Here is a 468-nt window from a genome sequence, read left to right on the forward strand (position 1 = left end):
TCCACGTCGCGGTGGCGGGTGAATCGGACGATGTGCAGGTGTGGCAACTGCGGCCCCAGGGTTGGGATGGAGTCGCGGAGCTTGTTTCGGGTGCGAAAGCCCCAGCGCAAGATGTGGTCCGGGTCGGTGAAGATTGTGCGCAGCGGCGGTTCGATGTTGCCGTTCCACAGCTCGACACGGCCGACACGCCTGCGAACGGTGCGGCGCGTCAGCTGACGCATCGAGACCGGAGTCGGCAGGTCCAGCCACAGCAGCGTGTCGGCGCGCGCCAGGATCTGGCCGCGCACGGCGCGGTACTGCCATTCGATCACCCAGGAATCTGCCGCGATGAACTCTTCGACTTCGTGGACGAACGTGGGTCGAGGTTCCCATCCTGGCCCGTGATACAGGCTGTCGATCTCGACGTACGGCAGGTCCAACTGGTGCGACAGCCGTTTGGCGAGCGTGGTCTTACCTGATCCCGTAGTA

1 protein-coding gene is annotated in these 468 nt (G+C 64.5%); it reads right to left on the reverse strand.

The features are described 5' to 3' along the window. Positions 1-468, reverse strand: a 468-nt coding sequence (locus tag BKG76_RS06650) for a P-loop NTPase family protein (RefSeq protein ID WP_070936927.1), incomplete at both ends; no start/stop codon positions are given.

It is taken from the genome of Mycobacteroides franklinii (assembly GCF_001853795.1).
Taxonomy (GTDB): Bacteria; Actinomycetota; Actinomycetes; order Mycobacteriales; family Mycobacteriaceae; genus Mycobacterium; species Mycobacterium franklinii.